22 protein-coding genes are annotated in these 21,563 nt (G+C 54.2%); 5 read left to right on the plus strand and 17 right to left on the minus strand.

Annotated elements, in window-relative coordinates; genetic code table 11:
- Positions 1–57 precede the first annotated feature (57 nt).
- The gene (gene dcuC, locus DBR02_RS16765; protein WP_064910849.1) at positions 58–1,425 is read right to left on the minus strand and encodes an anaerobic C4-dicarboxylate transporter DcuC; all 1,368 of its coding nucleotides are present in this window, start codon (positions 1,423–1,425) and stop codon (positions 58–60) included.
- Between the two features lie 600 nt (positions 1,426–2,025).
- On the opposite strand from dcuC, the gene pagP reads away from it, so the two are divergent.
- Entirely contained in the window at positions 2,026–2,568 is a 543-nt protein-coding gene (gene pagP / locus DBR02_RS16770) for a lipid IV(A) palmitoyltransferase PagP (RefSeq protein ID WP_226848011.1), read from the plus strand.
- A gap of 190 nt (positions 2,569–2,758) precedes the next feature.
- Entirely contained in the window at positions 2,759–2,968 is a 210-nt protein-coding gene (gene cspE / locus DBR02_RS16775) for a transcription antiterminator/RNA stability regulator CspE (RefSeq protein WP_002439184.1), read from the plus strand.
- Between the two features lie 219 nt (positions 2,969–3,187).
- Here cspE and crcB read toward each other — a convergent pair whose 3' ends face one another.
- Positions 3,188–3,571: a fluoride efflux transporter CrcB gene (crcB, locus tag DBR02_RS16780; RefSeq protein WP_063449384.1), complete on the minus strand. Its 384-nt coding sequence runs from the start codon at positions 3,569–3,571 to the stop codon at positions 3,188–3,190.
- Positions 3,572–3,638: 67 nt separating this feature from the next.
- Here crcB and DBR02_RS16785 point away from each other — a divergent pair, with 67 nt between their 5' ends.
- Together DBR02_RS16785 and tatE are read left to right on the plus strand one after the other, a co-directional pair.
- On the plus strand, positions 3,639–4,427 hold the full coding sequence (locus tag DBR02_RS16785; protein ID WP_107534917.1) for a deaminated glutathione amidase: 789 nt from the start codon (positions 3,639–3,641) through the stop codon (positions 4,425–4,427).
- Positions 4,428–4,555: 128 nt separating this feature from the next.
- Positions 4,556–4,759 (plus strand): twin-arginine translocase subunit TatE, encoded by a 204-nt coding sequence (tatE, locus tag DBR02_RS16790; protein WP_003858723.1) that lies wholly within the window; start codon positions 4,556–4,558, stop codon positions 4,757–4,759.
- Between the two features lie 80 nt (positions 4,760–4,839).
- On the opposite strand, the gene lipA is transcribed toward tatE, so the two are convergent.
- From lipA to leuS, 14 genes are all read right to left on the minus strand, one after another.
- On the minus strand, positions 4,840–5,805 hold the full coding sequence (lipA, locus tag DBR02_RS16795) for a lipoyl synthase (protein ID WP_006809637.1): 966 nt from the start codon (positions 5,803–5,805) through the stop codon (positions 4,840–4,842).
- A gap of 207 nt (positions 5,806–6,012) precedes the next feature.
- Positions 6,013–6,966, minus strand: a complete 954-nt coding sequence (locus DBR02_RS16800) for a YbeF family transcriptional regulator (RefSeq protein WP_107534918.1) — start codon at positions 6,964–6,966, stop codon at positions 6,013–6,015.
- A gap of 291 nt (positions 6,967–7,257) precedes the next feature.
- Positions 7,258–7,899: a lipoyl(octanoyl) transferase LipB gene (gene lipB / locus DBR02_RS16805; protein ID WP_063866077.1), complete on the minus strand. Its 642-nt coding sequence runs from the start codon at positions 7,897–7,899 to the stop codon at positions 7,258–7,260.
- A 94-nt stretch (positions 7,900–7,993) separates the two neighbouring features.
- The gene (gene ybeD / locus DBR02_RS16810; protein WP_003858718.1) at positions 7,994–8,257 is read right to left on the minus strand and encodes a DUF493 family protein YbeD; all 264 of its coding nucleotides are present in this window, start codon (positions 8,255–8,257) and stop codon (positions 7,994–7,996) included.
- A 107-nt stretch (positions 8,258–8,364) separates the two neighbouring features.
- Positions 8,365–9,576 carry a D-alanyl-D-alanine carboxypeptidase DacA gene (dacA, locus tag DBR02_RS16815; RefSeq protein ID WP_063866078.1) on the minus strand — a complete coding sequence of 404 codons (1,212 nt, stop codon included), beginning with the start codon at positions 9,574–9,576 and terminating at the stop codon, positions 8,365–8,367.
- Between the two features lie 139 nt (positions 9,577–9,715).
- Entirely contained in the window at positions 9,716–10,822 is a 1,107-nt protein-coding gene (gene rlpA, locus DBR02_RS16820; RefSeq protein WP_107534919.1) for an endolytic peptidoglycan transglycosylase RlpA, read from the minus strand.
- A gap of 16 nt (positions 10,823–10,838) precedes the next feature.
- Positions 10,839–11,951: a peptidoglycan glycosyltransferase MrdB gene (gene mrdB / locus DBR02_RS16825; protein WP_048966702.1), complete on the minus strand. Its 1,113-nt coding sequence runs from the start codon at positions 11,949–11,951 to the stop codon at positions 10,839–10,841.
- A gap of 2 nt (positions 11,952–11,953) precedes the next feature.
- Positions 11,954–13,855 carry a peptidoglycan DD-transpeptidase MrdA gene (gene mrdA, locus DBR02_RS16830; RefSeq protein WP_063449377.1) on the minus strand — a complete coding sequence of 634 codons (1,902 nt, stop codon included), beginning with the start codon at positions 13,853–13,855 and terminating at the stop codon, positions 11,954–11,956.
- 28 nt (positions 13,856–13,883) lie between these two features.
- Positions 13,884–14,351, minus strand: a complete 468-nt coding sequence (rlmH, locus tag DBR02_RS16835) for a 23S rRNA (pseudouridine(1915)-N(3))-methyltransferase RlmH (protein WP_003858701.1) — start codon at positions 14,349–14,351, stop codon at positions 13,884–13,886.
- A gap of 3 nt (positions 14,352–14,354) precedes the next feature.
- On the minus strand, positions 14,355–14,672 hold the full coding sequence (gene rsfS / locus DBR02_RS16840; protein WP_003858696.1) for a ribosome silencing factor: 318 nt from the start codon (positions 14,670–14,672) through the stop codon (positions 14,355–14,357).
- 268 nt (positions 14,673–14,940) lie between these two features.
- Complete coding sequence (gene nadD, locus DBR02_RS16845) at positions 14,941–15,606, minus strand: nicotinate-nucleotide adenylyltransferase (RefSeq protein ID WP_139158013.1); 666 nt, start codon at positions 15,604–15,606, stop codon at positions 14,941–14,943.
- Positions 15,599–16,630, minus strand: coding sequence for a DNA polymerase III subunit delta (gene holA / locus DBR02_RS16850; RefSeq protein WP_107534920.1), 1,032 nt, complete (start codon positions 16,628–16,630; stop codon positions 15,599–15,601). The genes nadD and holA overlap by 8 nt, the downstream gene beginning before the upstream one ends.
- Positions 16,630–17,199, minus strand: coding sequence for an LPS assembly lipoprotein LptE (gene lptE / locus DBR02_RS16855; RefSeq protein ID WP_107534921.1), 570 nt, complete (start codon positions 17,197–17,199; stop codon positions 16,630–16,632). The genes holA and lptE overlap by 1 nt, the downstream gene beginning before the upstream one ends.
- Positions 17,200–17,213: 14 nt before the next feature.
- The gene (leuS, locus tag DBR02_RS16860) at positions 17,214–19,796 is read right to left on the minus strand and encodes a leucine--tRNA ligase (RefSeq protein WP_063449373.1); all 2,583 of its coding nucleotides are present in this window, start codon (positions 19,794–19,796) and stop codon (positions 17,214–17,216) included.
- Positions 19,797–20,010: 214 nt separating this feature from the next.
- Between leuS and DBR02_RS16865 the strand changes: the two genes are divergently transcribed.
- On the plus strand, positions 20,011–20,493 hold the full coding sequence (locus DBR02_RS16865) for a zinc ribbon-containing protein (protein ID WP_107535661.1): 483 nt from the start codon (positions 20,011–20,013) through the stop codon (positions 20,491–20,493).
- Between the two features lie 54 nt (positions 20,494–20,547).
- On the opposite strand, the gene rihA is transcribed toward DBR02_RS16865, so the two are convergent.
- Entirely contained in the window at positions 20,548–21,489 is a 942-nt protein-coding gene (rihA, locus tag DBR02_RS16870; RefSeq protein ID WP_107534922.1) for a pyrimidine-specific ribonucleoside hydrolase RihA, read from the minus strand.
- Positions 21,490–21,563: the final 74 nt, after the last annotated feature.

Genomic DNA, 21,563 nt, shown 5'->3' on the forward strand with positions numbered 1-21,563 from the left:
GGGTTATTAAAGCACAAAAAGCGCCCGCAGGCGCTTTTTGGAAACCAGGAATTTCGCTTAGGCAGCGCCGGGAACCAGCACTTCGGTGGCAATAATGACGATAATCAGACCAACCAGCACCGGCACTGACGTGCGTTTTACCACTTCGAACGGAGAGATTTTTGCCATTCCCGCAACCGCAACCACCACGCCCGATACCGGAGAGATGGTACGACCCAGGTTAGAGGCCTGAAGCATTGGAATGGACAGGTAAGCCGGGTTGATGCCGGAGGTGTGTGCCAGCTTAGGGATCATCTCAACAAAGGCGTAGAAAGGCGCGTTACCGGAGCCGGTGGTCATCGCCGCCAGCATGGTCAGCACCACCAGCACCAGCATCAGGATAATGCTGGCCGAGCCGAACGAGGTGGCGATAGAGATCAGGCTCTGAATAAAGCCGATGGTGCTCAGCCCCTGGGCAAATACCCCTGCGGCAACCAGCAGCATTACCACGCCCGCGAAGGCGTCCGCCATACCGCGGAAGGCGACTTCCAGACCAGTGAACACTTTCTGGGTATTAAAGCCACGGACAAATTCGAGGATGGCCGCCAGCAGCATACAGATCACCAGGATAGTGATGATGTGCAGCTGCGGACCCCATTTGCCGTCAAAAATAAGCACGCCAATAATCGGGGTGAACGGCAGAATAGAATAAAACGCCGGGGCGGTAGTGGTGATTTCGCTGACGTCCATCATTTCATGGCTGACGTTCTCTTTCTTATCGAGATAGCGCTGCCAGAAGAAGTGCGCCACGCCCATACCGAGAATAGCGGTAATAGAGATCGGCAGCGTGGTTTTGAAGGCGAAGTCAATCAGCGACATTTCCGCCGCTTTTGCGGCCAGCACTACGTCACCGGAAGTAGGGGAGAGGATAATCGCCGCCGGAGAGGCGCAAATAGCCGCCGCTGCGCCACGGCTGATCCCGACGTTAACCATCACCGGGAATAACGTCGCCATCAACAGCACGCCGAGGCCTGTCGCTGAGGAAACGGCTAACGACATCAGGCAGGCCAGGAAATAGGCCGCGACCATCAGCAGGTAGGGGGAGTTAATATATTGCAGCGGCTTAGAGGCCAGCTTCACCACCATATCATTCGCGCCGATATGGGTCATGTAGGCGGCAAAACCGCAGAGCATCATGATCATCATGCCCAGATCGCCGCCGCGGCTCATCAGCAGAATTTTTATATATTCCACAATATCGGTGGCGGTATATCCCGTGCTGGCTTCACTGGCGGGTAATACCTGATGACCCATTAGCGCGCTAATGATGAGCAGCGCAAGGCCGCCGACAAATAACACGCCGGTGGCAGAGTATCCTTTAATGATGTAGCGTGCTACACCGACAATGACCACGACTCCAATGAGGAGTTCGAGAAAAGTAAGCATGATTTCCCCTGTATCCTTGCTGCCCGAGAGGACAAATAATCAATAAAAAAGCAGCCTGAAATGTGCCGAATAAATGGCCAGTCCTTGCTGATTAAAATCAAGAAAGCGACGACTAAAGGCAATGATGATGATATTTTTGCTCATCCTGCGTCATTTATCTTATGTCCTTATTGACCAGATGAATAGAGATTATATGTCATTAAATTGATATGTAATTGTTAATTTTTTGGGGTGTGGCGTGCTTTTGTCCCAGCATCTCGCTTCGAAAAGCGTTGAAGCACGCGAACGTGCCCTGGCCGCGGCCCGGCGCTGTACCGTCGCAGCGATGGCGGCAGGAAGATTACCGCACCACGGCTGAGGGTATCGGATATTCCTGCGCAGCATAAATTGTTACATCAGAGTTAAATATGCCATCTGCATGCGATTATTCAGTCAGGCAGATTTCCGGTACGCAGACTATTCTCAGCACCGGATTGTTAATTAAGAATTCCCCCCCATGCCGTTAAGCGTTCATTCAAGTATCCTGTGTTAAGGTTTGCACTGAATACGAAATAGGGTAATGGCACTGTGATTGTACGATTTAAATTCCCCCTTCTTTTATTGTTTATTATTGGGCAGTTATCGTTCGCGTCCGTTGTAAATGCAGAGGGTAATACAGCGGATAAAGGCTGGTTTACGACCTTCACGGATAACGTCGCGCAAACATGGAAGGAACCCGAGCATTACGATCTCTATATTCCGGCCATTACGTGGCACGCCCGTTTTGCCTACGATAAAGAAAAAACAGACCGTTATAACGAGCGTCCCTGGGGGGCTGGCTTCGGTCAGTCTCGCTGGGATGAAAAAGGCAACTGGCATGGCCTGTACCTGATGGCGTTTAAGGACTCCTACAACAAATGGGAGCCTATTGGCGGCTACGGCTGGGAAAAAACCTGGCGTCCGTTATCAGACGACAATTTCCATCTGGGTTTAGGCTATACGGCAGGGGTGACGGCGCGTGATAACTGGAAATACATTCCTGTCCCGGTGCTGTTGCCGCTTGCCTCTATCGGTTATGGCCCGGCGACGTTTCAGATGACCTACATACCGGGTACGTATAACAACGGTAACGTTTACTTTGCCTGGATGCGGTTCCAGTTTTAACTGATTTTGGGTGATGAATCGGCCAAAAAACGCACAGGCATTGAAATGTAAAGGATAAAAATCGGACAGCAAAAATTAACGCGACTTTTGTCACTTTTTATCAAAGATCCGCTGGACAAAACGCCTCACAATTGTTGTACTGATACCCGACACAGCATTTGTGTCGTTTTTTAATGTAAAGGTAATTTTGATGTCTAAGATTAAAGGTAACGTTAAGTGGTTTAATGAGTCCAAAGGATTCGGTTTCATTACTCCTGAAGATGGCAGCAAAGACGTGTTCGTACACTTCTCTGCAATCCAGTCTAATGGTTTCAAAACTCTGGCTGAAGGTCAGCGCGTAGAGTTCGAAATCACTAACGGTGCCAAAGGCCCTTCTGCTGCTAACGTAATCGCTCTGTAATTCAGACGCGTCAGCAAGAATTTCAAAACCCGCTCAATGAGCGGGTTTTTTTCGTTCTGAATCAACCCATAAGATAGATTTTTAGAAAGCTGGCGACGATCGCAACGCTTAGCAGTACCATGCCCGCGCTCAACAGATTCTCTTTCATGCTTTCACCCTCAGTCAGTATTGCGCCAAGAGTGACAGAGAAAAGTTAAGCCAACATTAAGGTTGCCGCGTTTACTGTCCGCTGGCGGAGGAAAATAACCAGAATGCGATCGCGGTCATCGCAAACGAGCCAAGCATGTTAACGGCGATATTCGTCAGCGCCCAGCCCATCCGTCCTTCCTGAAACAGAAATACCACTTCCGCAGAGAAGGTCGAAAACGTCGTTAAGCCGCCGCAGAAACCGGTCGTGATCAGCACCTTCCACATCGGGTCGATATGAGTCATGCGGTTGAACCACGCCAGCCCCATGCCAATAATAAATGCGCCAAGCAGATTTGCTGCCAGTGTGCCCATCGGAATGGCCTGATGCAGAGGGTTAAACCGCATGCTTAAGAGCCACCGCGCAACGCTACCCGTGCCCCCACCAATAAAAACGGCTATAAGTAGTTGTAACACTGTCATTACCTGCTGTTTGCTGTGTGAATGCGTCGAGTGTAACGCTGTTTTTAACCGGGAGACAATTATGTATGTAGCAGTAGGGCAGTTCGCGGTGACGCCGGACTGGAATGAAAATGCGCGCAAATGCGTCTCCCTGATGGACCAGGCAACGCAAAAAGGGGCGGCGCTGCTGGTGCTTCCGGAAGCGTTACTGGCGCGCGATGATAGCGATCCGGACCTGTCGGTCAAATCTGCGCAAATGCTGGAAGGGGCGTTTTTGAAACGACTTCTGGCCGAGAGCGCTGGCAACGCGCTCACCACCATTTTGACTATTCATGTTCCCTCCACGCCGGGACGTGCGGTGAACACGCTGGTGGCGATTCGTGAAGGTGCGATTGTCGCGAGTTACGCCAAGCTACATCTGTATGATGCGTTCAGCATTCAGGAGTCGCGGCTGGTCGATCCGGGAAGTAGTATTCCGCCGCTGATTGAGGTGGACGGTTTTAAGGTTGGCCTGATGACCTGCTACGATATCCGTTTTCCCGAGCTGGCGCTGAACCTGGCATTGCAGGGGGCAGAGGTGCTGGTGCTGCCCGCCGCGTGGGTCAGAGGCCCGCTTAAGGAGCATCACTGGGCCACGCTGCTGACCGCACGCGCGCTGGATACCACCTGTTATGTGGTTGCCGCAGGGGAATGTGGTAACAGGAATATCGGGCAGAGCAGGGTTGTTGATCCGCTGGGAGTGACCGTTGCGGCGGCGGCGGAGTCGCCTGCGCTACTGCTGACGGAGATAACATCAGACCGAATCGCGCTTGCGCGTCAGCAGTTACCTGTTCTGCGTAACCGCAGATTTGCGCCACCGCAATTAATATGATGTTTTTTTCAACAATGCTTGATTCACCTTGTTACAGATTGCTATTGTGTGCGCGCGCCTGATGACCGTTAATACGTTCAGGTTTCTTTGGCGCTGAATGCAGCCTGTTTCATGTAAAGAAGGTATTTATGGGTGAGATTAGTATTACCAAACTGCTGGTGGTTGCCGCACTGGTCGTCCTGCTGTTCGGTACCAAGAAGTTACGCACGCTGGGTGGAGACCTGGGTGCTGCCATTAAGGGCTTTAAGAAAGCAATGAACGATGACGACGCGGCAGCAAAGAAAAGTGCCGAAGATGACATCACCGCACAGAAGCTTTCGCACAAAGAGTAATGGCAATGCTGCAAGGCTTGCATAAAAAAACCGGCTCACGAGGCCGGTTTTTTGTTTTACTGTAAGCAAATTTTACAGGTTTATTTAACTTCTTCGCCTTTCGCCTGCATATCGGCGTGATAAGAGGAGCGAACAAACGGGCCGCAGGCCGCGTGGGTAAAGCCCATCGCCATCGCTTCGGCTTTCATTTCATCGAACTCATCCGGGCTCACGTAACGCTGTACGGGCAGGTGGTGACGGCTCGGCTGTAGGTACTGGCCCAGCGTCAGCATCGTCACGCCATGGCGGCGCAGATCGCGCATCACTTCAATAATTTCAGCGTTGGTTTCACCCAGACCCACCATCAGGCCAGACTTGGTAGGAATATGCGGATGGGCTTCTTTAAAGCGCTCCAGCAGCTTCAGAGACCAGTTGTAATCTGCACCAGGACGCACCTGGCGGTAGATACGCGGCACGTTCTCCAGGTTATGGTTGAACACGTCTGGAGGCGTCGCGGTCAGAATATCGAGCGCGCGGTCCATTCGGCCACGGAAGTCCGGCACCAGCGTCTCAATCTTAATGTTCGGGCTTTTTTCGCGGATGGCGGTAATGCAGTCAGCAAAATGCTGAGCACCGCCATCGCGCAGATCGTCACGGTCAACGGAGGTGATAACCACATAACGCAGCGCCATATCGGCAATGGTCTGCGCCAGTTTTTGCGGTTCGTTTGCGTCAGGCGCAACAGGACGGCCATGGGCAACGTCACAGAACGGACAGCGGCGGGTGCAGATGGCACCCAGAATCATAAACGTCGCGGTACCGTGATTGAAACATTCAGCAAGGTTAGGGCAGGAGGCCTCTTCACAGACAGAGTGGAGGCCATTTTTGCGCATCGCCGCTTTGATCCCCTGGATACGCGAAGAGTCAGCCGGAAGTTTAATTTTCATCCATTCCGGTTTTCTTAACAGCGCCTCGCGCTCTGTAGCCACGTTTTTAACCGGGATAAGGGCCATTTTATCGGCATCGCGGTATTTAACACCGCGTTCCATCACAATGGGTTTACTCATAGCGTGCGTGTTCCAGTTGCGAATATCGAAGGAAAGCGTTTCAATTCAAGGGAATGTTGTAATTATCAACTATTTTTGAACGAACGACAGGCAGTATATCATTTATAGGGGCGTGAAAGCAGCCTGCCAGGTCGCCAATTTGTAAAATAGTTGTTGTTTTGTGCCTTTTGCCCCGCATGCGGCAGGGGCTTGTGCTGAAAGGCAGGATCAGAAAGCCTGACGGATCACGTTAATGACGTTTTCCAGGACCGGATCGCGCAGGCTTAGCTTGTTGTAATGCAGTGAGATTTCAACAGATTCCGTAGCGAGCTGGCTCAGCGGAATGCTCTCCAGCGGCCAGCACTTTTGCAGCAGAGTGAAGAGACGCACGGGCATGATACAGAGCAAATCGCTGCTGCCAAGCAGGGCCGCGAGGGTAAACATATTGTAACTGCTGAAGCTGATCAGACGGTCCGGGAACAGTTCGTTAATACGCTGTCGCAGCGGATCTTGTCCCTGTCCCTCGGCCATAAACGTGGCATGTTCGTATTGACGCAGATTTTCTGGCGTCAATGGTGCGCTTAACGCAGGGTGAGCCTGACGGCAAACGAGCGCCAGCGAGTCGGAATAAAGAACGTTATGCCCTAATGCTCTGGCCGCGAAGGTATTGCTGTCGATGATCAGATCCGTCTGGAATTGCGCCAGCTGTGTTTCCGGATCGTTTACGGGCACGTTGCGGATCAGCAGCTGCGGCGCATGCTGTTTCACAGCCTGATAAATAGCCGGCATGACCAGAACGCCCACCGAGGGTGAAGTGCCTATGGTAATGGTTCTTTGCTTATCGTAACTGCCGGTGAGATCCAGCGCGCCCAGAATCGACTCCAGGCCCTGACTGATGTACTCATGCAGATGGGTGGCGTATGCGGTTGGGGTTACGCCCTGGCCTTTACGAATAAATAACGGATCGGGAAATATCGCGCGCAATTTTTGAATGGACTGGCTAATAGCAGAGGGCGTGAGATTAAGAATTTTCGCAGCATTAACGATACCTTTGTGGACATATACCGCCTCAAAAATAGTCAGTAAATTGAGATCAATATTACGTAAAGTCCGAAAAATTTGCGGCTTATCTTCGCCGCCAGTTTCATTCAGGCGTTTGGCTGGTAAATTAGTAGGCTCCACGCTCTTACTCCGTATCCATTCACAATATGAATGATAGTTGAATTTATTTATTATGCTTGCAGAGATCAGTAAAGTCTTTCGTAAGTTTCCATTGTTTATCGAAAACAAGCAGTTGGGTGATTGTCACGCACGTTACACGATACCCGGTAATGGTTCTATTAAGGTTCTAATTAATATGGGTCGCTAATATATGGGCGACTCGAAAATATAGAATATGCGGTTTATTGTAAAGCGTAAATGCGTTTATTAAGACGTGGCTCGTCAAATAATCGAGCCACTGACGGATGGGTGTTAAGCAGTAATATATTCGTAAGCAGGATTGTTAAGCAGCGCTAAAAAGTTCTTCAGAAGCACGGGGCGGATATTGTCAGGCGTGGCGGTATCAACCCACTGGCGCATTTGCGTCATTTCCATACCGGCATACCCACACGGGTTGATGCGCTGGAAGGGGGTCAGATCCATATTGATATTCAACGCCAGCCCATGGAACGAGCAGCCTTTACGAATACGCAGCCCCAGCGAACAGATCTTCATCTCTCCAACATAGACGCCCGGCGCATCGGCGCGAGGATGAGCGTCAATATCATACTCAGCCAGCGTGTTCACCACGGTCTGTTCCAGTAGGGTAACCAACTCCCGCACGCCCAGCTTTCTGCGTTTCAGGTTAAGCAAAACATACATCACCTGCTGGCCAGGGCCGTGGTACGTCACCTGCCCACCGCGATCGCTCTGGATCACCGGGATATCGCCCGTCATTAATAAATGTTCGGCTTTTCCTGCCTGGCCTTGAGTGAACACCGGCAGGTGTTCAACCAGCCAGATTTCGTCAGGCGTGGTGTCATCGCGCGTATCGGTAAAGTCATGCATAGCCTGAGAAACAGGCTCGTAAGGCTGTAGCCCAAGATGGCGGACAAGAATTTTATCCTGGTACAAAAGGATGTCTCCGAAGACAAGGGAGAATAGGTAACGGGGAGTATATCACAGCGGGGAAAGGGGTTACCCGGCAAACCGGGCAACCGCAGAGGGACTACAGTACCATACGAACAATTTCGATATTGCCGAGCTCTTCGTACAGCGTCTCTACCTGCTCAATGTGTGTTGCAGTAATGGTGATTGAGACCGAGTGGTAGTTACCTTTGCTGCTCGGTTTGACTGATGGAGAGTAGTCGCCCGGCGCATGGCGCTGTACCACTTCAACCACCTGATCAACCAGCTCAGGTTTCGCCAGACCCATTACTTTGTAAGTAAAAGGGGTAGGGAATTCAAGCAGTTCGTTAAGTTTGGTTTTCATGTCAGCTCCGGCGTGTGTATAAAAAATAATAACTCCCGCCACGGGGCGGGAGTTTTACTGATACGTAGTATATGGGGATCAAAATCACACTTTCAAGTGTTCAATTTTTAACCAAACCAGTGATGGAACATCAGCTTAATGTAATCAATGATTTTGCCGAAGAAATTGCCTTCAGGAATTTCTTCCAGCACCACCAGTGGGCGCTGATCGATGGTTTTGCCATCCAGCTGGAAGTTGATGGTACCCACAACCTGATTCTTTTGCAGCGGGGCGTGCAGTTCGGTGGTATTCAGCACGTAGCTGGCTTTCAGATCTTTCATGCGCCCGCGTGGGATTGTCAGATAGAGATCTTTGTCCACGCCCAGGGAAGCACGGTCGTTATCGCCAAACCAGACGGGCTCAGAAGCAAATTCTTTACCGGCCTTCAGCGGGTTCACGGTTTCGAAGAAGCGGAAGCCCCAGGTCAGCAGTTTTTTGCTTTCTGTTTCGCGTCCTTTAAACGTGCGTCCCCCCATCACGGCGGAGATCAGACGCATCTGGCCTTCAGTAGCGGAAGCCACCAGGTTATAGCCAGCTTTGTCGGTGTGACCGGTTTTAATGCCGTCGACGTTCAGGCTGTTATCCCACAGCAGGCCGTTACGGTTGGTCTGACGAATGCCGTTGAAGGTGAACTCTTTCTCTTTGTAGATAGAGTATTCGTTTGGCACATCGCGGATCAGCGCCTGACCAATCAGCGCCATGTCACGCGCGGAGCTGTACTGGCCTTCCGCATCCAGGCCGTGAACGGTCTGGAAGTGGGTATTTTTCAGGCCCAGCGCGGAGACGTAGCTGTTCATCAGACCCACAAACGCGTCCTGGCTGCCTGCGGCAAAGTCGGCCATTGCCACGCAGGCGTCGTTACCGGACTGCAAGTTAATACCGCGAATCAGCTGAGAGACGGGAACCTGCATGCCTGGCTTCAGGAACATCAGCGATGAACCTTTGAACACCGGGTTACCGGTTGCCCACGCGTCGTTACCGATAGTCACCAGGTCGGTTTCTTTGAATTTACCTGCCTTCATCGCCTGGCCGATAACGTAGCTGGTCATCATTTTAGTCAGGCTGGCCGGATCGCGGCGGACATCGGCGTTCTGTTCTGCCAGAACTTTGCCGGAGTTGTAATCAATCAGGATGTAGGATTCCGCGTCGATCTGCGGAACGCCAGGGATCATGGTCTTGATGTTCAGGTCATCAGCGTGAGCGGCGGAGAACGCAGCAGCGCAAAGGGCCGTGGTCAGCGCCATGCGCTGCACAAAACGAGCAGAAAAAGTGGTCTTCATGGTCAGAACTACGACATCCGTGATGGAATTAAAAAAAGTGCCTTACTATAGCAAATGCTATACGGGCAGGCATCCGACTTTCATCATGAGAGTGTTAACGTGGTTTACACAAACTGACATTTCGGATACCACCGATTAATTATTTCGTAACAGCGATAAACGACTGGAGTTGCGCCTCGCTCTGCAAACGCTGTTGCAGGGACGCGGCCTGTGCTTTGCTGGCAAACGGGCCCATCTGGATACGCCATACCGCACCGTTTTGCTCAACGCGCCCTGGCACGCCAAACTGCTGGCTTAAGCGCTGCTGATACTGCTCTGCACGCGTCCGATCGCTGACGGCGCCAACCTGAACCACGTAGCTGCCGCTCGCCGCCGCAGGCGCAGCAGTCTGCGTCGCAGCCGGCGCAGTTACCGGGGCGGGTTGTGCTGCGGGCGCAGTAACGACAGGCGCAGGCGCTGGAGCAGGTTCATTCGTTTCAATCACGCCCGACGCTAAGGTGGTGGGTGCGCCAAGGAAGCCGCTGCTTTTCACCGGGGCGCCTGTCGCATCTTCACTTTGCAGCGTATCGTTGCTGATGGCGCGCACTTCACCCTGCGGCTGTGCGGGCTCTGCCGGCGTTGACGCGCCCCCCATACCACCGCTCAGATCCGGGCGAGCGGGCAGGGCGTAGGTTTGCTTCGCCACCGTGGTACAGGCTGTGCCTGGTCCAGACAGCGAACCGTCCTGCGCCACGATAATCGGGTCGATACGCACTTTCGTATTATTGGAGGTGTTCAGACGATCGGCCGCCGCGCGCGACAGGGAAATCACGCGATCGTTGCCGTAAGGGCCACGATCGTTGATGCGCACCACGATCATTCGGCCGTTCGCCAGGTTAGTGATGCGCGCATAGCTCGGGATGGGCAGCGTCGGGTGTGCCGCCGTGATCTGCATCGGATCGAAAGTTTCACCTGAGGCGGTCAGGTTGCTGCCTGGCTCAGCATCATAGATGGCAGCAAATCCCGCCTGGCTGAAGCGGGAAGGATCCTGAACGATTTTATAGCTTTTACCGTCGCGCTGATAATCCTGATTCACGCTGGCGTTCAGCGGTTCATAAACGGGATCGGCACCGCTAATTTCAACAATCGGGCCATTACAGACCGCAGGCTGCGGCGGCGCGACGGTTGCCTGTTGCTGACCATCATCACTTGTACAGGCGGCAAGTAAACTTGCTGCGATGCAGATACCCAGCCACTGCTTACGCATTGCGATCCCCTTATTTTTATACGCTTTTGGACAACATTTTCCTGTGGGTATGGATCGACATCACGATACCAAACCCGGCCATCAACACGATCAGTGCCGAGCCCCCGTAACTCACCAGCGGCAGCGGTACGCCAACAACCGGCAGAATACCACTCACCATACCAATATTTACGAAGACATAAACGAATAAAATCAACATTAACCCACCCGCCATGACCCGGCCAAAGGTGGTCTGCGCACGCGCGGCAATGTAGAGCCCACGCATGATCAGCAACACGTAGAGTGCAAGCAGCACCAGGATGCCGACCAGCCCTAACTCCTCAGCCAAAACGGCAAAGATAAAGTCGGTGTGGCGTTCCGGTAAAAATTCGAGCTGCGACTGCGTACCGTGCAGCCAGCCTTTACCGCGCAGGCCGCCGGAGCCAATCGCAATCTTCGACTGAATAATATGATAGCCTGCGCCCAGCGGATCGGTCTCGGGATCGAGCAGCATCATCACGCGCTGGCGCTGGTAATCATGCATCAGGAAGAACCAGAGAATAGGGATGAAGGCAGCCAGCAGGACCACCGCGATGCCGATCAGTCGCCAGCTCAGGCCGGACAGGAACAGAACGAACAGGCCGGAGAGGGCGATAAGAATCGAGGTACCGAGGTCAGGCTGTGCGGCCACGAGCAGCGTCGGGAGGAAAATCAGCACCAGCGCAATGGCGGTATTCTTCAACGACGGCGGACAGACGTCGCGGTTAATGAAGCGCGCCACCATCAGCGGAACGGCGATTTTGGCAATTTCCGACGGCTGGAAGCGGACAATCCCCAGATCCAGCCAGCGTTGCGCCCCCTTCGAGATGGCACCGAACGCGTCTACCGCCACCAGCAAAATGATACAGAAAATATAGAGATAGGGCGCCCAGCCCTCATACACGCGCGGTGGGATTTGCGCCATCACCACCATAATGACCAGGCCCATGGCGATCTGGCCGATTTTACGCTCCATCATGCCGATATCCTGGCCGCTGGCGCTCCAGATAACGAGGGCGCTGTACACCAGCAGAGCCAGCAGGATCAGCAGCATGGCTGGGTCGATGTGGATCTTATCCCACAGCGATTTTTTATTCGGATTATCCGTCATGATTATTGGTCCTCCGCCGCAGCGGCTGCCGGGTTTTCAGCAGGCAGTTCGGTGTTGTTATCACCCAGCATGATGTGGTCGAGGATTTGACGCATGATGGTACCCACCGCCGGGCCTGCGCCGCCGTTTTCCAGAATCATCGCCACCGCAACCTGCGGGTTATCGTAAGGGGCAAACGCCGTCATGAGCTTGTGGTCACGCAGACGTTCGGCAATTTTGTGGGCGTTATAGGTTTCATTCGCTTTCAGACCGAAGACCTGTGCAGTACCCGATTTGGCGGCAACCTTATACGGTGCGCCAGCGAAATATTTGTGCGCCGTGCCGTTAGGGCGGTTGGCTACGCCGTACATACCGTCTTTCGCGATTTCCCAGAATCCGGAATGAATGTCACCCACCGGTGGCTCATGAGGCTGTATCCACGGCACTTTTTTGCCGTCTTCAACGGTGCTTTGCAGCAGGTGCGGCACTTTCACTACGCCATCGTTGATGAGGATCATCATCGCCTTGTTCATTTGCAGCGGCGTTGCCGTCCAGTAACCCTGGCCGATCCCCACCGGAATGGTGTCACCCTGATACCAGGGCTTTTTAAAGCGCTTCTGCTTCCATTCGCGGGTTGGCATGTTGCCGGAACGCTCTTCCGCCAAATCTATACCGGTGTAATGCCCGTAGCCGAATTTGCTCATCCATTCAGACAGACGGTCAATACCCATGTCGTAGGCGACCTGATAGAAGAAGGTATCCGCAGACTCCTCCAGTGATTTGGTCACGTTCAGATGGCCATGTCCCCATTTTTTCCAGTCGCGGTAGCGTTTCTCAGAGCCAGGCAACTGCCACCAGCCCGGGTCAAACAGGCTGGTATTGCGGGTAATGACGCCCGCGCTCAGCGCAGACACGGCGACATACGGTTTAACCGTTGAGGCTGGAGGATAAACCCCCTGCGTAGCGCGGTTCACCAGCGGGGTGTTTGGATCGTTGAGCAGGCCGGAGTAATCTTTGCTGGAGATACCGTCCACGAAGAGGTTCGGATCGTAGCTTGGCATGGAAACCATCGCCAGAATGCCGCCGGTACGCGGGTCGGTCACGATCACGGCGGCGCGGCTACCCGCCAGCAGCGTTTCGATATACTGCTGGAGCTTCAGGTCGAGCGTCAGATACACGTCATGTCCCGCCTGCGGGGGGACCTCTTTTAGCTGACGGATTACGCGACCACGGTTGTTGACTTCAACCTCTTCATAACCGGTCTGGCCGTGCAGGACATCTTCGTAATAACGTTCGATGCCCAGCTTGCCGATATCATGGGTTGCGGCGTAGTTAGCCAGCTTGCCGTCTTTATCAAGGCGTTCGACGTCTTTATCGTTGATTTTGGAGACGTAGCCAATCACGTGCGTCAGCGCGGAGCCGTAAGGATAGTAGCGGCGCTTATAGCCTTTGACTTCCACGCCGGGGAAACGGTACTGGTTAACGGCAAAACGGGCGACCTGCACTTCTGTCAGGTTGGTTTTTACCGGAATGGAGGTGAAGCGGTGAGAACGTGCGCGCTCTTTTTTGAACGCCGCGATGTCATCATCGTTCAGGTCGACAACGCTTCTCAGCGCGTTCAGCGTATCCTGCACGTTATCCACTTTCTCCGGCATCATCTCAATCTGATAGATGGTGCGGTTTAGCGCCAGCGGGGTGCCGTTACGATCGTAGATAATGCCGCGGCTGGGCGCGATGGGCACCAGCTTGATACGGTTTTCGTTTGAGCGGGTCTGGTAATCGGTATAGCGGACAATTTGCAGATTATAGAGGTTGGCGATCAGCACGCCGGTAAGCAGCAAAATCCCCGTAAAGGCGACCAGCGCCCGGCGCACAAACAGCGCGGACTCAGCCGTATAGTCGCGAAAAGAATTCTGTAGTTTCATCCGCTGCTTAAGTTACCCTGGTCAGTCATTACTCGCGGTGATAAGGGTGGTTGGTAGTGATGCTCCACGCGCGATACAAACTTTCTGCCACGAGAACCCGCACGAGCGGGTGGGGCAGCGTCAGCGCAGAGAGTGACCAACTTTGTTCTGCTGCCGCTTTGCAGGCGGGAGATAACCCCTCTGGTCCGCCAATCAACAGACTGACGTCACGACCGTCCTGCTTCCAGCGCTCCAGTTCGTGCGCCAGCTGCGGCGTATCCCAGGGCTTGCCCGGGATATCGAGGGTCACGATGCGGTTTTTGCCTGCGGCAGCCAGCATCAGCTCTCCCTCTTTATCGAGAATACGTTTGATATCTGCGTTCTTGCCGCGCTTTCCCGCTGGGATCTCCACCAGTTCGAACGGCATATCTTTTGGGAAACGACGCAGATACTCAGTAAAACCGGTTTGTACCCAGTCAGGCATTTTGGTGCCGACGGCGACCAGCTGCAACTTCACGCATTAACCCCAGAGTTTTTCCAGCTCATACAGGCGACGGCTCTCTTCCTGCATGACGTGGACAATCACATCGCCGAGATCGACAACCACCCAGTCAGCGGTCGCTTCACCTTCAACGCCCAGCGGAAGCAGCCCTGCCGCGCGCGATTCCTGAACAACATGGTCAGCAATCGAAACAACGTGACGAGTTGAGGTACCGGTGCAGATAATCATGCAGTCGGTGATGCTGGATTTACCCTTAACGTCGATAGCGATGATGTCCTGACCTTTCAGGTCATCAATTTTGTCGATAACAAAATCCTGGAGTGCTTTACCCTGCAAGTTTTCCCCCTGGGTGAATGAGATTGTACAACTGTGAATTCGTGGTCAGCCAGTATACCTGAACTGACGCCAGTCGCGGGACAAATGTCACCGCCCGGCTTTTGAAGGCGGGTATCATCCCACCCTCCGCCTGAGATTGCATCGCCATTTTTGTAAAACAATTTCTGTAAAGCAACGATCGGCGGGAAAGTCTGGCAGCGGAGGATATCAGTATGGCTTAGCCTGTCAAGGCAGGATAATCATTAACAGACAATTTCGCCGGCGATGTTCAGGCATCTGTACTTTTCTGATACAGACCGTGTGCGTGGATATAGGCCAGCACAGGTAAGGGCAGGAGATCGTCACAGTTCAAACCCTGCTGGAGACGCTCGCGAATGAGGGTTGCGGAAATATCAAACCACGGCGTCTCGGCGAGGTAAATTTTACCGGCGGGCAGGCTGTGAAGGTCTTCTATATTGTCCGTCAGATGCGCGTCAAGCCACTGCTGATGCTGCGCTTCACGCATGGTCAGCGGGTAGCCCGGACGGCGGCAGACCAGCAAGTGACTGTTTTCCAGAATGGTTTCATACTGGTACCAGCTGGGAAAGTTGAGCAAGGAATCCTGGCCGATGATAAACGCCAGCGGTTTCACTGGCCCCTGTTCAGCGCGCCACTCCCGCAGCGTTTGCGATGTCCAGGACGGCGTATCCCGGCGCAGTTCGCGCTCGTCAAGCGTGAAGAGAGGCTTATCGGCGATAGCCAGCGCGAGCATCGCTTTGCGCTGCTCGCTGGTTGCTTCTGGCTGAGGGCGGTGCGGCGGAACATTGTTGGGCATGATGATCACCCGCTGCAAGCCAATCAAATTCGCGAGGATTTCTACCGGCTTAAGATGCCCATAGTGCACCGGGTCGAAGGTCCCGCCATACATTGCCTGTAAAGAATGCATATCACCCATCGATAAATACGTCTGCCAGCGCCTTATGGCAGAGCAGTAAAGAGAGGCTCTCCAGCTCCGCCCAGACGGACTGGCCGTAATCCTGTTTCAGCGTCAGTTCGGCGCGCATCAGCAACTGCACGGCCTGACGCAGCTGCTCCTGGCTCAGGCGGTTTATCGCCTCTGTGGTCATCGCCCGACGGTTCTGCCACACGCGATGCTTGTCGAATAAGGCGCGCAGGGGCGTATGCGCCGACTGGCGCTTAAGGTTGTTCAGCAGCAGTAGTTCGCGCTGGAGCGTGCGGAGCAGAATGACCGGCTCACTGCCTTCCAGGCGCAGCTGTTGCAGTATGTGCAGGGCACGCTTACTTTTCGCCGACAGCAGCGCATCAACCCAGTGGAAGGGGGTAAAGTGCGCGGCATCGTTCACCGCCTGTTCGACGCGGGGCAGCGTCAGCTTGCCATCCGGCCACAGCAGGGAGAGCCTGTCCAGCGCCTGCGCCAGTGCCAGAAGATTGCCTTCATAGCAGTAGCAAAGGAGCTGGCTGGCGGCATCGTCCAGTTGCAGGTTGTGCTGCTTTGCTCGCGCGGCAACCCATTTTGGCAGATGTGCCTGTTCAGGCGTCTGGCAAGTAACCAGTACTGCACTGGTGGCCAGCCGGGTAAACCAGGCCGCGTTTTCCTGCGCTTTTGTGAGTTTGTTGCCGCGTACTATCAGCAGCAGATCGCTGTGTAACAAGCTGACCAGCATGGCCAGCTGTTCGTTGATGGCGGCGTTAGGGCCATTCTCTGGCAGCAGGATCTGGATTGTCTGACGTGAGGCAAACAGGCTCATGGCCTGACATAGCGAGAAGATAGCGTTCCAGTCGGTACTGTTATCAATCTGGAACGTATGATGCTCATCAAAGCCCTGCACGGCTGCCGCATGGCGAACAGCATCAAGGCTTTCCTGAAGTAACAGGGGGTCGTTACCAAGTAGCAGGTAGGCCGCGCGCAGCCCTTCGTTGAGCTGCGCGCGGAGTTGTTCAGGATACAACCTGATCATCAGTTACCCAGCGACGTTAGCATGTCCGGCGTGCTGGCATCCGGTGTTTCGATGACGTCAGCGCCTTTTTTCGACGATGCGGCAATGGCAGGCAGTCTACGGATCAGCTGCTCTGCGGCCTTATCATACATTTCCTTGATGATAATCTGCTGTTCAGCGTCTTTTGCCAGGGCCGTCTGCGGGTTATCGAAGAACGAACGGTAGACTTTGGTGTTGATAGGGTAAATATCTTTACCCGGCATTAAGACGGCCGCATCAACGGTAAGCACCATTTGATATTCCGCGGTTCGACCATCCTGGAAGATCGACGCCGTGTCTTGTGACAGCGTTGATTTCAGGACGCGAAGCGAAGGAACATCCTGACGCAGGGTTCCCTTCTCGATCAGCTTAACATCGTTCAAACGCAGCTGGTTACGAATGGCCCGGCTCAGCGGTCCGTTCGGATCGGATGAGTCAAAGATCATCGTTTTCATCTGCGCAGGCACTGCCGTGGTGTTGCGCAGGTGCCAGCCGCAGCCAGCGGTGACAAGCACCGCCAGAGATAAGAGTATTGTTGCCAGTTGTCGCACGTTTCCTCCCGCGCTTAGCCAACGACCAGATTCAGCAGTTTACCCGGTACGTAGATCACTTTACGTACGGTAACGCCCTCAAGGTATTTCGCGACCAGATGTTCCTGGCCTGCGCGCTCGCGAACCTGTTCTTCGGTTGCGTCGACCGCGACGGTGATTTTACCGCGCACTTTACCGTTAACCTGCACCACAACCAGCGTGGTGTTTTCCACCATAGCGGATTCATCAGCCACTGGCCACGGCGCGTTGTCGATATCGCCTTCGCCTTTCAGCTCTTGCCACAGCGTAAAGCTAACGTGCGGTGTGAACGGGTTCAGCATGCGAACGACCGCCAGCAGCGCTTCACGCATTAACGCGCGATCCTGCTCGCCGTCCTGCGGAGCTTTCGCCAGCTTGTTCATCAGTTCCATAATAGCCGCAATTGCGGTATTGAAGGTCTGACGACGACCAATATCGTCGGTGACTTTCGCAATGGTTTTATGAACATCACGACGCAGCGCCTGCTGATCTTCAGTCAGTGCAGCTACGTTCAGCGCTGGCGCATCGCCCTGAGAGGTGTGCTCGTAAACCAGTTTCCAGACGCGTTTCAGGAAGCGGTTGGCCCCTTCAACACCGGATTCCTGCCACTCCAGGGTCATGTCTGCCGGAGATGCGAACATCATGAACAGACGCACGGTGTCTGCACCGTAACGCTCAACCATCACCTGCGGGTCGATGCCGTTATTTTTAGACTTGGACATCTTGCTCATGCCGGTATAAACCAGTTCATGACCTTCAGCGTCTTTCGCCTTCACGATACGGCCTTTCTCGTCACGTTCGACAATCGCATCAACGGGAGAAACCCAGTTACGCTCGCCGTTCGCGCCAACGTAGTAGAACGCATCTGCCAGCACCATACCCTGACACAGCAGCTGTTTTGCTGGCTCGTTGGAATTGACCAGGCCTGCGTCACGCATCAGCTTGTGGAAGAAGCGGAAGTAGAGCAGGTGCATGATGGCGTGTTCAATGCCGCCGATGTAGATGTCTACCGGCAGCCAGTAGTTTGCCGCGTCGGAATCCAGCATGCCTTCTTTGTACTGCGGGCAGGTGTAGCGCGCGTAGTACCAGGAGGACTCCATGAAGGTGTCGAAGGTGTCGGTTTCACGCAGCGCTGGCTGACCGTTGACGGTGGTTTTGGCCCACTCAGGATCGGCTTTGATCGGGCTGGTGATACCGTCCATGACCACGTCTTCCGGCAGGATCACCGGCAGCTGATCTTCCGGGGTTGGCATGACGGTGCCGTCTTCCAGGGTCACCATAGGGATTGGCGCACCCCAGTAACGCTGACGGGAAACGCCCCAGTCGCGCAGACGGTAGTTCACTTTACGCTCGCCCACGCCCAGCGAGGCCAGTCTGTCGGCGATGGCGTTGAAGCCCTCTTCGAAGCTCAGGCCGCTAAACTCACCGGAGTTAAACAGGGTGCCTTTTTCGGTCAGCGCCTGCTCGGAGAGGTCAGGTTCAGAACCGTCAGCCGCCAGGATCACAGGCTTGATGTTCAGGCCGTATTTGGTAGCAAATTCGTAGTCACGCTGATCGTGGCCCGGCACGGCCATCACTGCGCCCGTACCGTATTCCATCAGCACGAAGTTCGCTGCCCAGACCGGGATGGCTTCGCCCGTCAGCGGGTGAATTGCTTTGAAGCCGGTATCAACGCCTTTTTTCTCCATCGTCGCCATGTCGGCTTCGGCCACTTTCGTGTTGCGGCATTCGTCGATGAAGGTTGCCAGCTCCGGATTGTTTTCCGCTGCTTTTTGTGCCAGCGGGTGACCCGCAGCCACGGCAAGGTAAGTCGCACCCATGAAGGTGTCCGGACGGGTGGTGTAGACAGTCAGGGTCTGGTCGTAGTTTTCTACGTTGAAGGTGATTTCAACGCCTTCGGAACGGCCAATCCAGTTGCGCTGCATGGTTTTAACGGTGTCAGGCCAGTGATCCAGAGTGTCCAGATCGTTCAGCAGCTCGTCAGCGTAGGCGGTGATTTTGATAAACCACTGCGGGATCTCTTTACGCTCAACTTTGGTGTCGCAGCGCCAGCAGCAGCCGTCGATAACCTGCTCGTTCGCCAGTACGGTCTGGTCATTCGGGCACCAGTTAACGGCGGACGTTTTCTTGTAGACCAGGCCTTTTTTATACAGCTCGGTGAAGAACTTCTGCTCCCAGCGATAATATTCTGGAGTACAGGTAGCCAGCTCGCGGCTCCAGTCGTAGCCAAAGCCCAGCATTTTCAGCTGATTTTTCATGTACGCGATGTTGTCGTACGTCCACGGAGCCGGTGCCGTGTTGTTTTTCACCGCCGCGCCTTCAGCAGGCAGGCCGAACGCATCCCAGCCGATAGGCTGAAGAACGTTTTTGCCCAGCATACGCTGGTAGCGTGCAATCACATCACCGATGGTGTAGTTACGCACATGGCCCATGTGTAGTCGACCAGAAGGATAGGGAAGCATCGACAGGCAGTAATACTTCTCTTTGCTCTCGTCTTCGGTTACTTCAAAGGTGCGCTTCTCGTCCCAGTGTTGCTGGACTTTTGATTCTATCTCTTCCGGGCGGTATTGCTCTTGCATGGCAGCCAGTGGTCCTGTGTTCAATACAGCTACAAATGTAGCCAATGGATGTGGTAATTCAGATCCGCATAGCATAGCCCAAACGCCCGCGTCAAAACAGCCTTTCACGCAAATGCACTTTGCAGGAATTTACCGGGTCTGTGCTTCACCTGACAAAGCGGTGACGAAATAAGGTCTATTATTAGAGACAGTTACTTACCCGGGAGGCAAAATGATGAACAAGGTTGCTCAATTTTACCGTGAACTGATGGCCACACTGACGGAACGGCTGCGTAACGGCGAGCGCGATATCGACGCGCTGGTCGAACAGGCACGCGCACGCGTGACGCAAACGGGTGAGTTAACGCGAACCGAAGTGGAAGAGGTGACGCGCGCCGTGCGCCGTGACCTGGAAGAGTTTGCGCGAAGCTACGAGGAGAGTCAGGACGAGATCGCCGACAGCGTTTTTATGCGAGTCATTAAAGAGAGCCTGTGGCAGGAGCTGGCGGATATTACCGATAAAACCCAGCTGGAGTGGCGCGAGGTGTTCCAGGATTTAAACCACCACGGTGTCTATCACAGCGGCGAAGTGGTGGGGCTGGGGAATCTGGTGTGTGAGAAGTGCCACCACCATATGGCCGTTTATACGCCGGAGGTGCTGTCGCTGTGTCCGAAATGCGGGCACGACCAGTTCCAGCGTCGCCCGTTTGAGCCTTAAGTAAAAGCGCAGGTTTATTCCCTCTCCCCGTGGGAGAGGGCCAGGATGAGGGCATCAGACCGCAGAATAGTAAGCCAGCCTCTCCGCCAGCAAATCCACAAACGCTTCCCGATCAATATCCACCATTAACGTCGTATTCGGTTTGTTTCCCGTCAATGAGTAATAGTCCACCACCGTCATTCCCTGGGTATATTTCCCCTGCGTCTCCACGCCAACCCAGCGGTTCACCGTGGTAAACATCTCCGGCTTCAGCAGCCAGGCAATCGTGCATGGGTCGTGCAGCGGCGCGCCGTGGAAGCCCCACTTCTCAGCTTTGTGATACTCCATAAAGAAGTCGAGCAGCTCGGCCACGGTCGTTGCAACCGGGTTGCCCACGGCGCGGAAGCGTTCAATATCGTCTGCCATAATCTGCGCCCGATGCGTCACGTCCAGCCCCGCCATCACAATCGGCAGGCCCGACTGGAAGACGATCTCCGCCGCTTCCGGGTCAACAAAGATGTTGAATTCGGCCGCAGGCGTCCAGTTTCCCAGCCCCATTGACCCGCCCATGATAACGATACGGGCGATGTTGCTTTGCAGTTCAGGATGGCTGTTCAGCAGAAGCGCAACGTTGGTCTGCGGACCGGTAGCCACCAGCGTCACGGGCTCTGCGCTTTCACGCAGTATCTTCGCCATTAGCTCGACGGCAGTGCAGTCTTGCGGTGCGAAACCTGGCTCCGGCAGCGCCGGGCCATCCAGCCCGCTTTCACCGTGAACGTTGTCCGCAATGATCAGTTCGCGCATCAGCGGCTTAATGGCGCCGCCTGCGACCGGAATATCGGTGCGTTTCAGCAGCGTCAGCATGCGCAACACGTTTCGCAAGGTTTTATCCGGTGTCTGGTTCCCGGCGGAGGAGGTGACAGCTTTGACGTCCAGTTCAGGGGAGGCAAGCGCGAGGACGAGCGCGATCGCGTCATCATGACCCGGATCGCAGTCGAGAATTATAGGGTGTGCCATAGCGTTCTCCATTCTTAGCATTATTTTGTGACAAGGTTAACGCTGCGATGTGACGCCGAATAGAAAAAGAGATC

Origin of the sequence: Enterobacter cloacae complex sp., from assembly GCF_900322725.1 — a bacterium.
GTDB classification, from domain to species: Bacteria; Pseudomonadota; Gammaproteobacteria; order Enterobacterales; family Enterobacteriaceae; genus Enterobacter; species Enterobacter quasihormaechei.

Coding starts and splice junctions, on each gene's coding strand:
- dacA (WP_063866078.1), bottom strand. CDS start 9,576: ATGAAGACCACTTTTTCTGCTCGTTTTGTGCAGCGCATGGCGCTGACC.
- cspE (WP_002439184.1), top strand. CDS start 2,759: ATGTCTAAGATTAAAGGTAACGTTAAGTGGTTTAATGAGTCCAAAGGA.
- rlpA (WP_107534919.1), bottom strand. CDS start 10,822: ATGCGTAAGCAGTGGCTGGGTATCTGCATCGCAGCAAGTTTACTTGCC.
- DBR02_RS16865 (WP_107535661.1), top strand. CDS start 20,011: ATGAACAAGGTTGCTCAATTTTACCGTGAACTGATGGCCACACTGACG.
- nadD (WP_139158013.1), bottom strand. CDS start 15,606: ATGGGTGATATGCATTCTTTACAGGCAATGTATGGCGGGACCTTCGAC.
- ybeD (WP_003858718.1), bottom strand. CDS start 8,257: ATGAAAACCAAACTTAACGAACTGCTTGAATTCCCTACCCCTTTTACT.
- leuS (WP_063449373.1), bottom strand. CDS start 19,796: ATGCAAGAGCAATACCGCCCGGAAGAGATAGAATCAAAAGTCCAGCAA.
- rihA (WP_107534922.1), bottom strand. CDS start 21,489: ATGGCACACCCTATAATTCTCGACTGCGATCCGGGTCATGATGACGCG.
- holA (WP_107534920.1), bottom strand. CDS start 16,630: ATGATCAGGTTGTATCCTGAACAACTCCGCGCGCAGCTCAACGAAGGG.
- DBR02_RS16785 (WP_107534917.1), top strand. CDS start 3,639: ATGTATGTAGCAGTAGGGCAGTTCGCGGTGACGCCGGACTGGAATGAA.
- lipA (WP_006809637.1), bottom strand. CDS start 5,805: ATGAGTAAACCCATTGTGATGGAACGCGGTGTTAAATACCGCGATGCC.
- tatE (WP_003858723.1), top strand. CDS start 4,556: ATGGGTGAGATTAGTATTACCAAACTGCTGGTGGTTGCCGCACTGGTC.
- dcuC (WP_064910849.1), bottom strand. CDS start 1,425: ATGCTTACTTTTCTCGAACTCCTCATTGGAGTCGTGGTCATTGTCGGT.
- mrdA (WP_063449377.1), bottom strand. CDS start 13,855: ATGAAACTACAGAATTCTTTTCGCGACTATACGGCTGAGTCCGCGCTG.
- mrdB (WP_048966702.1), bottom strand. CDS start 11,951: ATGACGGATAATCCGAATAAAAAATCGCTGTGGGATAAGATCCACATC.